Below are 14,542 nucleotides of genomic sequence, written 5' to 3' on the forward strand. Positions count from 1 at the left end.
CGGTTACAATTATTGTTTTGTGTGTGGTTACCACCAAATTGATGACCCATTTCGTGAGCAACATAATCAACATCAAAAGAATCTCCAACAGGACTTCCTTGTCCTGTAACTCCTCTAGCTTTTCTATTGCTGCAAGGGGAGTTTAATGATGCAACACCTCCACCACCTGTGCTAAAAACATGACCTATATCGTAGTTTGAAAAACCAATATTGTTGTCGCAAGTGGTCTGATTCTGAGTTAGCATAGCGACACCACTTCCATTTGTATATGGATCTGAAGCAACATCTGGCCCTAAAAAGATTATTGATGCATTAGGTACCATAACCATGGTTAGTCCCAAGTCTCTTTCATAAATACCATTAACCCTAGTCATTGTTGTATTCATGGCGGCCATAACACTAGGTAATGTACCTCCGTGAAATTGTGCATACTCAACTGTACAAGCTAAAGCTAAATCGTAGGTTCTTAAGATACCGTCATTTGCATTTTTAAGTGTCGCAAACTCCTCCTCTGAAATATTAAAATTTGATGTTACGTATTCTGTCTCACATAAAAATGGCTCTCTAGAACTAACATCCTCAATCGAGTTTGTAAAAACGATATATGATTTTAAATCCTCTGAATACGGCTCAATAAAAATTGTTTTTTTATCAGAAAGCACCATACTACTTAAGCCTTTTTCTGGTGAAAGACTAAATCTAATAACTGAAGTTGGATTATCTAGACCTTTACCAACAAACGAGCGTATCTCAGGAAATTGATTTTGCAGCTCCGGTTTCATTACTGAAGCTTCTACAACCAAATAAGATTCCAACTTACCAAGTTGGTTAGGAAAACTAAAAACTACTCCTTGGCTTTTGTTATATCGATTACGTGAAGGAATATTAGTAAGTAACGTCTTAAGACTAGATATATCTAAACTAAATAACGTTGCGTTTTTTGGTATACTCTTAGTGAAAATGATATCTGTCTTCTCAATTTTATCACTATTAATGCTAGACCATACTTCTTCTCTATTTTGAGAAAAGCCGCTAAGGATAAAGAATAAAGAACATATAAAACTACTAAATAACTTTAGGTATAAGGGCATAACAATTGGGTTTATTCTGCTAAGGTATAATGTTTGTTAATAAACTGCAAAAAAACTAACGTTTCTTTAAGCATCTATCCTATTATAGTCGTAATTTTTGTGCATTCCTTAATTTATTCTATTAAATAAATAGTAATATCTCATTAAGAAGTTTTAGGTCAAAAAACACAGTGGCTATAAAAACATCAGTTGATTATAAAATGAAAAAAGCGACTAAAATTAGTCGCTTTTTATTTATTCTTCTACTTCTTCTTTGATTACAAAGTCCTCCATAAACTTAGTAGTATAATTACCTGCTAAATAATCTGGATGATCCATTAACTGCCTATGAAATGGTATTGTAGTTTTAATACCTTCAATAACAAACTCATCTAAAGCGCGTTTCATTTTATTAATTGCCTCTTCTCGTGTTTGAGCTGTTGTAATTAATTTAGCAATCATTGAGTCATAATTTGGTGGAATACTATACCCAGCATACACATGTGTGTCTAATCGTACACCATGACCACCTGGCGCATGAAGCGTTGTTATTTTTCCTGGAGAAGGTCTAAAATCATTAAATGGATCTTCTGCATTTATCCTACATTCTATAGAGTGCAAGTTAGGTGTGTAGTTTTTTCCAGAAATTGGAACACCTGCAGCAACCATTATTTGTTCTCGGATTAAGTCGAAATCTATAACTTGTTCTGTTATTGGATGCTCTACTTGAATACGGGTATTCATTTCCATAAAGTAGAACTTTCTGTGTTTATCTACTAAGAATTCTACAGTTCCTGCGCCTTCGTATTTAATGAATTCAGCAGCTTTAACCGCAGCCTTTCCCATTTGCGCTCTTAACTTATCCGTCATAAACGGAGAAGGCACTTCTTCTGTTAGTTTTTGATGACGTCTTTGTATTGAACAGTCTCTTTCTGATAAATGACATGCTTTTCCTCTAGAGTCACCAACAATCTGTATTTCTATGTGGCGAGGCTCTTCAATTAACTTCTCCATATACATATCATCATTTCCGAAGGCTGCTTTAGATTCTGAACGAGCAGACTCCCATGCATTTTGTAGGTCTTCTGGTTTCCAGACAGCACGCATTCCTTTTCCTCCTCCGCCTGCAGACGCTTTTAACATTACAGGATAACCGGTTTCTAAAGCTACTTTTTTACAGTCTTCAAAATCTTCAATTATACCTTCACTTCCTGGAACACAAGGTACTCCTGCTGCTTTCATGGTAGATTTAGCATTAGCTTTATCGCCCATTCTATCTATCATCTCTTCAGATGCCCCGATGAACTTTATACCATGTTCTTCACAAATTTTAGAAAACTTTGCATTCTCAGATAAGAATCCATAACCAGGATGAATTGCATCTGCATTTGTAATTTCTGCAGCTGCTATAATATTAGATATTTTAAGATAAGATTCGCTACTGGCTGGTGGCCCAATGCAAACTGCTTCATCTGCAAATTTCACATGAAGGCTTTCTGCATCTGCTGTAGAGTAAACCGCAACGGTTTTTATACCCATCTCTTTACAGGTTCTTATTACACGCAGTGCAATTTCACCTCTATTGGCAATTAGTATTTTTTTAAACATAACTTTTGTTTTAAAAATTCATTTTCCAAGCACCAAATTCCAATAATTGGGTTTGGGATTTGTGGATTGGAATTTTCAATTGTTATGACGGATCAACTAAGAATAGTGGCTGATCAAACTCTACGGGTGATGAATCATCAACTAATACTTTTACGATTTTACCACTAACTTCAGATTCAATTTCATTGAATAACTTCATAGCTTCAATTACACAAAGCACGTCACCTTCTTTAATCTCGCTACCAACCTCAACAAATACAGGCTTGTCTGGAGATGGCTTGCGATATAAAGTACCGATTATTGGAGACTTAATTGTAATATATTTAGAGTCTTCTTCAGGTTCAGATACTACTGTAGGTGTTTCAATAATTGGAGCTCCTTGTGCAACGGGCTGTTGCATTAGAGGTGCTGCATGCATTGGCATTTGCTGAACAAAAGTCGTTTCGCCTTCAGAACCCGTTTTTATTGTAATTTTAATATCCTCCATTTCTAACTTAACTTCACTTGCGCCAGATTTAGCAACAAATTTTATTAAGTTTTGAATTTCTTTTAAATCCATTTTTTAGGTGTTTATTAGTTAGTTTTATTTATGAATTGTAAGCCCATTTAAAATAAATAGAGCCCCAAGTAAATCCGCCACCAAAAGCAGTGAAAATTAATTTATCCCCTTTTTTAAGTTTTGATTCATAATCAAATAAAAGTAATGGTAAGGTTGCAGAAGTTGTATTACCATACTTCTCTATATTCATCATTACCTTAGATTTATCTAAATTAATTCTATTAGCAGTAGCGTCTATAATACGCTTATTAGCCTGATGAGCTACTAGCCAAGCTATATCGTCATTAGTTAGATTATTTCTCTTAAGCATCTTTTCTGAGACATCTGCCATATTAAAAACAGCATTTTTAAACACTGTCTTTCCGTCTTGAAATATATAGTGCTTTTCTTCTTTGAATGTATTCTCATTTATAGGATAAGAAGAGCCTCCGTAAGTTGCTTGCAGAAATTCCCTTCCTTCGCCATTACTTCTTAATAATTCATCTTGTAGTCCTAAGCCTTCTTCATTAGGTTCGAATAAAACGGCTCCTGCTCCGTCTCCAAAAATGATACAAGTTGCTCTATCTTTATAATTAATGAACGATGAATTTTTATCTGCACCTATTAAAAGTATCTTTTTGTAACGACCAGACTCAATATAAGCAGATGCTGTTGACATTCCGAATAAAAAACTAGAACATGCTGCTTCTAAATCATAAGAGAAGGCATTTATAGCTCCAACCTGAGTCGCTGTGTATGCTGCAGTAGACGCGGCTTTCATGTCTGGCGTGGCCGTGCAGACAATTACCAAATCAATCTGTTTTGGGTCTAAACCTTTTTTGTTTATTAAATCTTGTGCAGCTTTTATGGCTAAAAACGATGTTCCTTGGCCTTCTTCTTTGAGAATCCTTCTTTCTTTAATACCAGTTCTTGATGTTATCCACTCATCGTTGGTATCTACCATGGTTTCTAAAACTTTGTTTGATAAAACGAAGTCTGGAACATAGCCTCCTACAGCTGTAATCGCGGCCGTAATTTTACTCATTATTAGGGTTTAGTTAATTAAAAGTATTGAAAATTGTCAAAAACCAATGGTTCTTAAGCAAATAAGTATGCAAAGTAAGTAGTTTTTACGCTATTGAGAGAATTAAAACAAAAAAAACGCTCACAAGTGAGCGTTTTCTTATATGCATGCATAATAGTTATGCTAAATTTTCTTCTTCTACCGAGTTGTCAATTAATACTTGACCTCTGTAATATAATTTACCTTCGTGCCAATGAGCTCTGTGATATAAATGTGGCTCACCAGTTGTAGGGCAAGTTGCAATTTGAGGAACAGTTGCTTTATAATGAGTTCTTCTTTTGTCTCTTCTCGTTTTCGATATTTTACGCTTTGGATGTGCCATATTAAATGTTATTTATCCGTTAATAGTTTTTTTAAATTATTCCAACGAGGATCAATATCCTCTGTCGATTTATTTTTGATGTCCTCTTGTGGACTTAATTCTTCAAGCTTTGTAAGTATGTCAGATTCTAATGTGCCGTCCTCAATACCTGGATGAATTCGTTTAACTGGCACTGCCAATACTATTAGTTCGTATATATATTGTGAAACGTTAATTTCATACTCACCATGAGTTACAATTAATATATCTTCATTTTCATTATTATACTCACTACCAAACTTTACAACTAATTTAAACTCGTCATTAATAGACTGGCTGTAAGGTTCATTTGTAATATCGCAATTAATATTAACGGATCCCGAAGCTGAAAAATACAACTCTAAAAAAGTTGTCTTCTTTTCAAGCTTCAAGTCAATTTTCACATCAACTGAGTTAAACTCATTATATTCAAAAATCTGAAAGAACGTATTATAAATTTTATAATCAAAATGATGCTCACCGGCTTTTAAGCCTATAAAAGGTATTATGTAATCTTTTAATGCCTTCATTACCACACTCATTTTGAGCCTGCAAATATATAAATTTTTACTTTAATAGACTCCAGATATCAACAATTTTTGTTAATATCTATTTTAAAGCTTTTTTTAAAGGGTTTTCACTGTATTGATGATGGTTTTTTCTATTCTTAAATATTTGAATTGCAGTAAGTATAGCTTCTTTAAAAGAACTCTCGTCTGCAATACCTTTACCTGCAATTTCATAAGCGGTGCCATGGTCTGGTGACGTTCTTACTTTGTCTAAACCTGCAGTAAAATTAACACCTTCTCCAAAAGTAATTGTTTTAAAAGGTATTAAGCCTTGGTCATGATAAGAGGCAATAATCGCATCAAAATTCTTAAATGTATTAGAACCAAAAAAACTATCTGCAGAATAAGGTCCATAAACTAAATGTCCATCTTCTTTGATTTTATTGAGTGTCGGTTTTAAAATATCATCATCTTCAGTTCCTATAACACCATTATCACCTGCGTGAGGATTAATTGCTAAAACAGCAATTTTTGGTCTTCTAATTGCAAAATCTTGTTTTAGAGATTTTATTACTGTCGCTATTTTTTCTGTAATTAATTCTTCATTTATATGATTTGAAGCATCTTTTAGAGGAACGTGGTCGGTTAACAATCCAATACGCAAGCCTTGAGAGACCATAAACATTAAGCTCTTTCCATTTAAAGCTTTTGCTAAATAATCTGTATGGCCTGGAAAATTAAATGTGTCTGATTGTATATTATGCTTATTTATTGGTGCAGTTACTAGGACATCTATTTGGTCTTCTTTGAGTGCATTGGTTGCAGCTTCTAAAGATTTTATAGCATATTCCCCAATTTTTTTGTCTGTGCTACCAAATTCAATATTGACAGGTTCTTTCCAAACGTTGACAACATTGACTTTCCCGTGTACAATTTTGTCTACCGAATCTATATTGAAAAAATTAATCTTACTTTGAAAATGGTTCTTAAAAAACTGCATCGTTTTAGCTGAAGCAAATATCACAGGTGTATTGAGCTCTAAAGATCTTGGGTCTTCGTAAGCTTTGATTATAATTTCTGTACCTATACCGTTAAGGTCTCCAACTGATATACCAACAATTATCTTTTCTTCGTTTTTCATGTTATAGCTTATCCTTTTTTTTTATTAAAATTGATAATTGAGTTATGTTATGTTCTTAACTTTGTGGTTACAAATTTAACCAAATAAGAACAATTTATGTTTACAGGTATCATTGAAGATTTAGGAATAATTGAAAAGCTAGATAAAGATAGTGGCAATCTTCATATAAAAGTAAGAAGTGCTATTACAGAAGAACTTAAAATTGATCAGAGCGTCGCCCATAACGGAGTCTGTTTAACTGTTGTTAATATTGAAGAGCAAACTTATACAGTTACTGCAATACAAGAAACATTAGACAAAACAAATTTAAATTTGGTTAATGAAAATGATGTTATTAATATTGAGCGCGCTATGAAACTTGGAGATCGTTTAGATGGCCATATTGTGCAAGGGCATGTAGACCAAACAGCGAAATGTATCAACATAATTAACAAACCCGGAAGTTGGACTTTTACTTTTGAGTACGATAAAAGCTTAAACAATATTACTATTGAAAAAGGATCTATAACTGTGAATGGCGTTAGTTTGACTGTTGTAGATTCTAAATCAAATTGTTTTTCGGTAGCTATAATACCTTACACGTATAGTCATACCACATTTAAAAACTTAAGCGTTGGAGATCTTGTAAATCTAGAATTTGACGTGATAGGAAAATATGTAAAGCGCCTTAATGAGTTAAGGCACTAGGCATCTTGTTTAGAAAAACGATACGCTTTATAAATACCATAAATTAAACCAACACCAATTAAAATTAAAATTCCGTTATCAATAGGCATTCCTGGCGGTGGTGGTGGTGGTGGTGGTGGTGGTGGTGCTTGAGCCATGGATAAAAAGCTCATGAAGAAAAATAAGCTTAAAACAAATATATTTTTATTCAGCATAGAATTAATAATAGTGGCGTAAAAGTAAAAAAAAATCTTACTCAACAAAATTTATTTATATAAAAACGCCTCTAAACGGTAAATATTATCGATTAAGTGTTAAAAAATGACCGTATTAGGGGAGAAAGTTAAATTTCACACAAAAATATAATGTAAAAGTAATATTAAAAACTATGAATATTAATACAAGATCTAATAAAAAATAAAAACCTTTCAAAATGAAAGGTTTTTTTGTTGTGGTCCCACATGGACTCGAACCATGGACCACCTGATTATGAGTCAGGTGCTCTAACCAACTGAGCTATAGGACCAATTAACATTACTGTTAATTCTACTCTTATTTAAAAGAGTGTGCAATATTACTACATATTTTAAAACTCTCAAAGCATTTTTATTTGTTTATCTCTTGGCAGAGCTCAATTAAAACGCCATTTGTAGATTTTGGATGTAAAAAAGCAATCAGCTTATTATCTGCCCCTTTTTTAGGTACTTTATGTATCATCTCAAAACCTTCTTTAGTTAACCTTTTAATTTCTTTTTCAATATCGTCTACAGCAAAAGCAATATGGTGAATCCCTTCTCCTTTCTTTTCTATAAACTTAGCTATTGGACTATTCTCATTGGTAGCTTGAAGCAATTCGACCTTATTTGGACCACATTTAAAAAAAGAAGTTTTCACACCTTCACTTTCAACATCTTCTGTTTTATAATTCGCTTTTCCAAATAACGATTCAAAAAGATCATTAGAACTATCTATGTCTTTTACGGCTATGCCTATATGTTCAATTTTTCTCATCTTGAATTCAATTTTGTAGAGTAAAAATAAGATAATCCTTAAATATCCTCTACTTTTGTAGTATGGAAAGTAATAGACAGAAAAAAATAGCAGGTGTTCTACAGCAAGATTTAGTAGATGTTTTACAACGTGCCGCATCTTCTGGCGGACTAAAAGGTGTTATTATTTCGGTTTCAAAAGTTAATGTTACCGTAGATCTCTCTATGGCTAAAGTGTACTTAAGCATATTTCCTAATAAAGAAGCTAAGCCTTTACTAGAAGGTATTAAGTCGAATACCCCATTAATTAGACATGAGTTAGCGCAGCGTACACGACACCAATTAAGGCGTATGCCACATCTTGAATTTTTTATAGACGATTCTTTAGAATATATAGATGGTATTGAGCGTTCGCTTAAAGGAGAGGATGATCCTCTTGAAAACCCAGACCTATTAGGTAAGCGAAAAAAATCTTAAGTGAATTTTTCATTATATATAGCAAAGCGTTACCTGTTCTCTAAAAGCGGTAATAATGCTATAAACATAATGACGGGTATTGCTTCTGGTGGAGTTATTATTGCATCAGCAGCTTTATTTATTGTTCTATCTGTTTTTGCAGGATTAAAGGGTTTTAGTCTTCAATTTTCCTCTTTTGTAGATCCTGATTTAAAATTAACTCCTATTGAAGGTAAATCTTTTCTGCTTTCAGAAGATGAAATTTCTAAGCTAAATGCTATAGACGGAATTGCTTCATATTCAAAAATAATTGAAGAACGTATTATTATAAGATCTGATAATAAGAATCTACCTGCAATTTTAAAAGGTGTAGATTCTAGCTATCTTAAGGTTACTAATGTAGATTCAATGATAAGTCGAGGCAATTGGATCTCGCCCGAGAGTAATGATGTTGTTTCCGGTGCTGGTATTTCTTATAATCTATCTTTTGGCCTTTTTAACTATGTCAAACCTTTATCGATTTATGTACCAAAACCAGGCAAAGGGCAGTCTAACTCACCAAAAGGTTACTATAATGCTGCATATGTGAATAACGTTGGACTTTTTAGTATTAATGAAGAGTTAAATAATGAATATGTCTTTGCCAACATAAGTTTAGCAAGAAATTTACTTAACTATAAAGACAATCAATTAAGTTCTATAGAGCTTAAGCTAGGCCCTAATGTTGATGAAGACTCTGTTAGAGTTGAACTCAACGAAGTATTCAATAATCGGATTACAATTAAAAATAGAGAACAACTCAATGACGCATTATTTAAAATGCTGAATACTGAAAATCTTGTAATTTATCTCATCTTTACCTTGGTAATTATAATTGCTTTATTTAATGTCATTGGAGCTATTATAATGATGATTTTAGATAAGAAAAAATCACTAAACACACTATTTAACTTGGGCACAGAGCCAAAAGCAATAAAGTCTATTTTCTTTTGGCAAGGCAGTTTAATGACTATAGTAAGTGGGTTAACTGGCGTTACAATTGGTTTAATCGTTGTGTTTTTACAGCAATCTTTTGATTTAATAATGCTAACTCCAGACTTAGCCTATCCTGTACGATTAAATTTTATTAATGTCTTAATTGTATTAGCTACAATCTTCGCTTTAGGAATAATTGCATCCAGAATAGCGTCTCAACGTATTACAAGACAGTTAATTCAGTCTTAAGATGTAAACTGATAATCTGGAAAGGTTTCTAAAACTTCATCAAAAGCAGCAAATACATCCTTAGAGGCATCACTAGTTACCATTTTCATTCTGTATTCTTTAAAGTGCGGAATCCCTTTAAAGTAATTCGTATAGTGTCTTCTGGTTTCAAAAACACCAAGGATTTCTCCTTTCCAATCTATAGCCATTTGTAAATGTCGTCTTGCCGCATCAACACGTTCTGCCAAAGAAATTGGCGCTAGATGCTCGCCTGTTTCAAAAAAATGTTTTACTTGTTTAAAAAACCATGGGTTGCCAATGGTAGCACGTCCAATCATAGCTCCATCTAATCCATAACTGTCACGCATTTCTGCTGCGCGCTCTGGCGTATTAATGTCTCCGTTACCAAATACAGGAATATGCATGCGTGGATTATTCTTAACAGCAGCAATTGGCTTCCAGTCAGCATCACCTTTATACATTTGGGCCCTAGTTCTACCATGTATAGAAATAGCTTTACAACCAACATCCTGAAGGCGTTCTGCAACCTCCACAATTCTTATAGAGTCATGATCCCAACCTAATCTGGTTTTTACTGTAACTGGCAAATTGGTGCGTTTTACCATTTCTGCAGTAAGCTGTTCCATTAAGCAGATATCTTTAAGAATTCCTGCACCAGCACCTTTAGAAACTACTTTCTTTACCGGACAACCAAAATTAATATCAATAATATCTGGATTCGATTTTTCTACAATATCAATGGTCTGAAGCATACTTTCCATATTGGCACCAAAAATCTGAATACCAACAGGTCGTTCTTTCTCATAAATATCTAACTTCATAACACTTTTAGCAGCATTACGAATCAGACCCTCACTAGATACAAACTCGGTATAAACAACATCTGCACCTTGTTCTTTACACAATGCTCTAAATGGTGGGTCACTAACATCTTCCATAGGTGCTAAAAGCAAAGGGAAGTCTGGTAATTCTATGTCGCCTATTTTAACCAAGTCTTAAATTTTGGAGCAAAATTAGTGGTTTTAAATTAAAAAGCGAATATACTTTTATGTTAGGTCACGGAATAGTTAAACTAAATTACTATTTGTTATTATAGTTTTCTAATTCTACAATAATTTCGTTTTTTCTATTAATAACTTCAAATGGTGGATTGTAACCTAAAAGATAAAAACGATTGGTATAAATTATACCCTCGTTGCGTAAGGTTACTTTTAATTTTTCTTTATATTTCTCTATTTTAAGCGCGTCTGACCAACCTCCAAAAGCAATTGCTGCAACCGTTTTTGCAGGTATTTCTTTAAATTCAATTTTAGATGCATTAGGTTTTGGCAAACTCTTTTTGTTAAACTTTTTTGGCACCATAAATAACACTTCCATAGAATCTTCTAAGCTCATTGCAACAGGAGAAGTCATTGAGATCTGCTCGTTATCTTCATTTCCTCCAAAAATATAGCCTCCTAAAATTGAAAAGCCTTCTCTAGATCCTTTTTTATAATCATTAGTAGTTAATTTAACAGATGTAAATAAACTAGCTTCATAATTTCTAATTTCAATATCAGAATACGTTTTTATAACTTTAAAAGAGTACTGCTCTATTCCGCTTTGACTTTTTAAAGCGTATACTTGACTTATTATAAAAATGACGGCCAATATGACTGCAATAATTAAGATTATCTTCATCTTCATTAGGTTATATTATTTTGTATTCTTCATTACCCAAAGTCCGTAAAAACCCAAAAACAGTTCCGCAAACGTTCCGAATTGATATCCAAACGTTGGTATACCATCAATAAATAAACTTAGTAATCTTCCAAAACCTAATCCTAACATAAAAATGAGATTGGTTACTAAAGCTAGTTTTAAGTATTTGATTTTGAAAACACCAAGAATCCACAAAACTGAAAAGCCTAGGTACAATCCCATTATAGCTTTAAAAAAATTATGCTCATCTGTCGTCTGTAATTGAATATCGAATTGTGAACTCGGATTAAATCCGTAAAAAAATGCAACAGGTATTACAATCACTGCAGAAATAACAAGGTGAATTTTAGAAATTATATCTTTTTTAGTCATAAAGTATCTTTCTAAAATTCACCTTTTTAAATAGTGTTATGAATTAATGGCTAATTTGTTTTAGTAAGTTACATCAACAGCTCCTTGTGTAAGACTTAAATCTGCACCAGCAGCACTTTCTACTATACCAAAAAATGTAGCTTGTAATACATTACCGGTACTTACAGATGTGCTTGATGTAAAATCTTCAAACCCTTGAGTTGATGGAAAATATTCTGTTCCATTTAAAGTCAATACAAAATTTTGAAAAACGTCAGTTCCCGTATCACCTTCTGTAACTTGAAAGTATATCATATAACTACCTCCGGCACTGGTTCCTTCTACTGTTATTAAATCATTATCTATACTAACTGTTTGTTGTGTAAACTCAATATCTAAAGTTCCGGTTGTAACTACAAGTGTACCATTAGCAGATGCTGTTGTACAATCTCCTAAATCATCTATGATGGTCTGTAAGCTTCCGTTGTCGTCACCACATTCTGCAATTTGGTTTTGAAGTGCAGCTTTATAAGCATTACATAAATCTTCATTAGTATTGTCTTCGTTATAAGCTGCTGCTGCATCATTAGTAGCTTCTTCAGCATCACACGGATTAGTAACAACAACACCTTCATCTCTAGTCCAGATTGATGTTGAATTGTTAGATATTGTGACGATTGCACCTGTAGTGGGATCTATTTCTGTTGTGTTTTCGCTCTGCGTGAAAGTTAAAGTTTCTCCGTTAGCCGAAATTTGAAATGTTGTGGTTTGTTCCCCATCTAAAACTGATGTGTCTGCTCCTTGAAAATTAAATTCGAAAAACGAACCATCAATAGTCATTTGATTTCCGTTTACAGAATAAGCACCACCTCCACTAACATTATCAATAGTATAAGGTTCGTTTGAAACCTCTGTGCCATTAACAACAATACCTACTACGTAACTATAATTTCCGTTTGTTGTAAAGTTATTTCCTATAAAATTTAAAGTGTAATCTACTTCTGTGCTACTAACATCTAAATCAGAACTAATAATTTGTCCATCAAAATCTGTAGTTGTTGTTAATTCAGTATTAAATTCTGATAAATTCCATTCTCCAAATAATTCAACATCTGTTTCTCCTGTTTCTGAATCAAAGTCTAATGGCTCATTTTCACAAGTAAACACTGTTAACAAACATAAAAGGGCTAATAATTTTTTCATTTTATAAATTGATATGATTTGGGTGTAAATGTACAATTAAAAATAAATTAGCATAAAAATTTCTTGTTTTTGGTTTAAAATTTTACCCTAGTTTCAATAGTTTCTTCTCCACGTTTTATTGTAATTTCTGCTTCGTCACCATTATCAAAAACAGACAATGCACGCATGTAACTCATCATATCTATTACTGTGCTATCACCTAATTTAACTACAATATCACCTTTTTGAAGGCCTGCTGTATATGCAGGTGTTTCCTCACGAGTACCATCAATACGCATACCCTTTCCATCAAATAAATAATCTGGTACAACACCAAGACCAACTTTAAAACGTGGAGTTTCATCACTTTCATTCTTTGTTTTTCTAAAGGCTAATTCACCATTATCATCTAAATCTGAAATGATATTATAGATGTAATCTGAAATAAGATTCATCCCATCATAATTTAATTTTTCAGAATCATCACCTGGCTTGTGGTAATCTTCATGCTGCCCTGTAAAGAAATGTAATACCGGTATATCTATTAAATAAAACGACGTGTGATCACTTGGGCCTACACCACTTTCATTTTCAATAAGCTTAAATTTATCATTGTTAGACTTCAAGGTCTGCTTAAACATTGGTGAGGTTCCTGTACCGTAAACAGCTAAAGTACTATCAACTTTCATACGGCCTACCATATCCATATTAATCATATAATTAATAGACTCAGCACCAATAGTTGGGTTTTTAGAAAAGTAATTAGAGCCTAATAAACCCATTTCCTCACCAGAAAATGCCATGAACAAATAGTTGTTTTTATCCTTTATTTCAGCTTGGCTATTCTTAATTTTTAATCTACTCGCCAGATTAAGCATTACTGCAACTCCACTAGCATTATCATCGGCTCCATTATGTACAGCTTTTTCTTTTTCTCTGTATAAAGAGCCTTCGCCACCAAAACCTAAATGGTCATAATGTGCCCCAATAACAATCGTGGTTTTTGCATTATTATCAATAAATCCAATAACATTATTACCCGTAATTGTACTATCTGCATTAGTCGTAAACTCTACAGTCTTGTGCGGATCTGTTTTTGGCTTAAATGAAAAGGGTTGTAAAAACTCTTCTGTTCCTTTTGGCTCTAGACCTATCGATTTAAAACGCTTTGTTAAATATTTTGCTGCTAGAATTTCGCCTTCAGTACCTGTTTGACGACCCTCTAATTTGTCATCTGCTAAAAAAGCAACGTCTGCTTTAATATTATTGTCTGCAACTTCTGGTTTATTTTTACAAGACATTATTCCTGCTAAAAGAACTAAAAACATCAATTTTTTCATCACTATATCTTATTTTTGGGCAAAATTAGGCATTAAATGCCATTTATTATAATTCTTTAATTATGAACAGACTCCTTGTTATACTTATTCTACTGATTACATTTTCAGCTTGTAAAAACGAAAACGCAAGGGCTTTAGAGCCATCTTCTGAAACTACCTCAATAGTTTCTGAAGTTAAAGATTCTTTAATTTATCCGGAAGAAATACACTTTAAATCTATTAGACAAGTAACTTTTGGAGGAGATAACGCTGAAGCCTATTGGAGTTTTGACGATAAGCAATTAGTATTTCAATCTAATAATGCAAAATGGAATGTAGGTTGCGACCAAATGTTTTTAATGAA

The 14,542-nt window shown here is 33.1% G+C and carries 17 protein-coding genes, 1 tRNA gene and 1 pseudogene; 4 read left to right on the top strand and 15 right to left on the bottom strand.

Features of this window, described 5'->3' with window-relative positions:
• From B2U95_RS00700 to pdxA, 7 genes are all read right to left on the bottom strand, one after another.
• Positions 1–1,091: zinc-dependent metalloprotease family protein (locus B2U95_RS00700; protein ID WP_296311367.1), on the bottom strand; the 1,091-nt coding region annotated here is incomplete at its 3' end.
• A 234-nt stretch (positions 1,092–1,325) separates the two neighbouring features.
• Positions 1,326–2,678 (bottom strand): acetyl-CoA carboxylase biotin carboxylase subunit, encoded by a 1,353-nt coding sequence (accC, locus tag B2U95_RS00705; protein WP_296311369.1) that lies wholly within the window; start codon positions 2,676–2,678, stop codon positions 1,326–1,328.
• 82 nt (positions 2,679–2,760) lie between these two features.
• Complete coding sequence (gene accB / locus B2U95_RS00710) at positions 2,761–3,237, bottom strand: acetyl-CoA carboxylase biotin carboxyl carrier protein (protein WP_296311370.1); 477 nt, start codon at positions 3,235–3,237, stop codon at positions 2,761–2,763.
• Positions 3,238–3,265: 28 nt separating this feature from the next.
• Complete coding sequence (locus B2U95_RS00715; protein WP_296311371.1) at positions 3,266–4,261, bottom strand: beta-ketoacyl-ACP synthase III; 996 nt, start codon at positions 4,259–4,261, stop codon at positions 3,266–3,268.
• 157 nt (positions 4,262–4,418) lie between these two features.
• Positions 4,419–4,622 (bottom strand): 50S ribosomal protein L32, encoded by a 204-nt coding sequence (gene rpmF, locus B2U95_RS00720; protein WP_296311372.1) that lies wholly within the window; start codon positions 4,620–4,622, stop codon positions 4,419–4,421.
• A gap of 8 nt (positions 4,623–4,630) precedes the next feature.
• Positions 4,631–5,170, bottom strand: a complete 540-nt coding sequence (locus tag B2U95_RS00725; protein ID WP_296311373.1) for a YceD family protein — start codon at positions 5,168–5,170, stop codon at positions 4,631–4,633.
• Between the two features lie 79 nt (positions 5,171–5,249).
• Positions 5,250–6,290 (bottom strand): 4-hydroxythreonine-4-phosphate dehydrogenase PdxA, encoded by a 1,041-nt coding sequence (gene pdxA, locus B2U95_RS00730; protein WP_296311376.1) that lies wholly within the window; start codon positions 6,288–6,290, stop codon positions 5,250–5,252.
• Positions 6,291–6,386: 96 nt separating this feature from the next.
• On the opposite strand from pdxA, the gene B2U95_RS00735 reads away from it, so the two are divergent.
• Positions 6,387–6,977: a riboflavin synthase gene (locus tag B2U95_RS00735; protein WP_296311379.1), complete on the top strand. Its 591-nt coding sequence runs from the start codon at positions 6,387–6,389 to the stop codon at positions 6,975–6,977.
• On the opposite strand, the gene B2U95_RS00740 is transcribed toward B2U95_RS00735, so the two are convergent.
• The 3 genes from B2U95_RS00740 to mce all read right to left on the bottom strand — a co-directional run bounded on the left by B2U95_RS00740 (position 6,974) and on the right by mce (position 7,967).
• Positions 6,974–7,129 (bottom strand): hypothetical protein, encoded by a 156-nt coding sequence (locus tag B2U95_RS00740; RefSeq protein WP_296311383.1) that lies wholly within the window; start codon positions 7,127–7,129, stop codon positions 6,974–6,976. The two genes, B2U95_RS00735 and B2U95_RS00740, sit on opposite strands and share 4 nt — an antisense overlap.
• A 279-nt stretch (positions 7,130–7,408) precedes the next feature.
• Positions 7,409–7,482 (bottom strand) — tRNA-Ile (locus tag B2U95_RS00745).
• An 80-nt stretch (positions 7,483–7,562) separates the two neighbouring features.
• Positions 7,563–7,967, bottom strand: a complete 405-nt coding sequence (mce, locus tag B2U95_RS00750; protein WP_296311386.1) for a methylmalonyl-CoA epimerase — start codon at positions 7,965–7,967, stop codon at positions 7,563–7,565.
• Between the two features lie 62 nt (positions 7,968–8,029).
• Between mce and rbfA the strand changes: the two genes are divergently transcribed.
• Positions 8,030–8,422, top strand: coding sequence for a 30S ribosome-binding factor RbfA (gene rbfA, locus B2U95_RS00755; protein ID WP_296311388.1), 393 nt, complete (start codon positions 8,030–8,032; stop codon positions 8,420–8,422).
• Positions 8,423–9,625 (top strand): ABC transporter permease, encoded by a 1,203-nt coding sequence (locus B2U95_RS00760; protein ID WP_296311390.1) that lies wholly within the window; start codon positions 8,423–8,425, stop codon positions 9,623–9,625.
• Here B2U95_RS00760 and dusB read toward each other — a convergent pair.
• From dusB to B2U95_RS00785, 5 genes are all read right to left on the bottom strand, one after another.
• Positions 9,622–10,617: a tRNA dihydrouridine synthase DusB gene (gene dusB / locus B2U95_RS00765; protein WP_296311392.1), complete on the bottom strand. Its 996-nt coding sequence runs from the start codon at positions 10,615–10,617 to the stop codon at positions 9,622–9,624. The genes B2U95_RS00760 and dusB overlap by 4 nt on opposite strands.
• A gap of 88 nt (positions 10,618–10,705) precedes the next feature.
• Complete coding sequence (locus B2U95_RS00770) at positions 10,706–11,305, bottom strand: SOUL family heme-binding protein (protein ID WP_296311395.1); 600 nt, start codon at positions 11,303–11,305, stop codon at positions 10,706–10,708.
• Between the two features lie 15 nt (positions 11,306–11,320).
• Positions 11,321–11,698 carry a DUF4345 domain-containing protein gene (locus B2U95_RS00775; RefSeq protein WP_296311397.1) on the bottom strand — a complete coding sequence of 126 codons (378 nt, stop codon included), beginning with the start codon at positions 11,696–11,698 and terminating at the stop codon, positions 11,321–11,323.
• 60 nt (positions 11,699–11,758) lie between these two features.
• Entirely contained in the window at positions 11,759–12,880 is a 1,122-nt protein-coding gene (locus B2U95_RS00780) for a hypothetical protein (protein ID WP_296311399.1), read from the bottom strand.
• A 74-nt stretch (positions 12,881–12,954) separates the two neighbouring features.
• Positions 12,955–14,199, bottom strand: coding sequence for a M28 family peptidase (locus B2U95_RS00785; RefSeq protein ID WP_296311401.1), 1,245 nt, complete (start codon positions 14,197–14,199; stop codon positions 12,955–12,957).
• Positions 14,200–14,261: 62 nt separating this feature from the next.
• On the opposite strand from B2U95_RS00785, the pseudogene B2U95_RS00790 reads away from it, so the two are divergent.
• Positions 14,262–14,542: pseudogene (locus B2U95_RS00790) on the top strand (hypothetical protein); the annotation flags it as partial.

It is taken from the genome of Winogradskyella sp. UBA3174, from assembly GCF_002364335.1.
GTDB lineage: Bacteria > Bacteroidota > Bacteroidia > Flavobacteriales > Flavobacteriaceae > Winogradskyella.